Origin of the sequence: Lactococcus sp. EKM203L (genome assembly GCF_011800585.1) — a bacterium.
In the GTDB taxonomy this organism is placed as follows: domain Bacteria; phylum Bacillota; class Bacilli; order Lactobacillales; family Streptococcaceae; genus Lactococcus; species Lactococcus lactis.
The window spans coordinates 1-384 of record NZ_JAALEQ010000052.1 but is presented as its reverse complement, the minus strand read 5'-3'; the positions used below and the strand labels follow the sequence as shown (position 1 = coordinate 384).

Sequence of the window (384 nt, the reverse complement as noted above, 5' to 3'; positions counted from 1 at the left end):
CATTCTGTGTAATACTATCCCCCATACAGCAAATAGAGGTTACTTCTCGAGGTGTAGTTGTCTTCCATGGAGACTGACTATTACTTTTCATATCCATGTATCTGAAATATTGGACTTGTGCATCATATCCACTGTACATCGTTTGGATTACCCATCGATAAGGGTCATATTTTCCACCAAACGGTTTTACCACTAAATACCCTGACCCATCTGCCGCTGGGAATTGTGACGGTCTGTTATACGCATCGGTTACAACGTAATTACCTTCTTTAAAAATATTATTTAAGTTATAGTTTTTATCTAACGTATCAAACGCGGTCAAAGGTGTTTCAGACATTTCCGCATGGTTCATTGCTCCAAAATTACCAAATGCTTTCCATGAAG

1 protein-coding gene is annotated in these 384 nt (G+C 38.5%); it reads right to left on the bottom strand.

The window, feature by feature from the left end; all coding sequences use genetic code 11:
- A partial coding sequence (locus HFD15_RS14060; RefSeq protein WP_167595258.1) for a hypothetical protein occupies window positions 1–384 on the bottom strand: 384 nt, incomplete at both ends.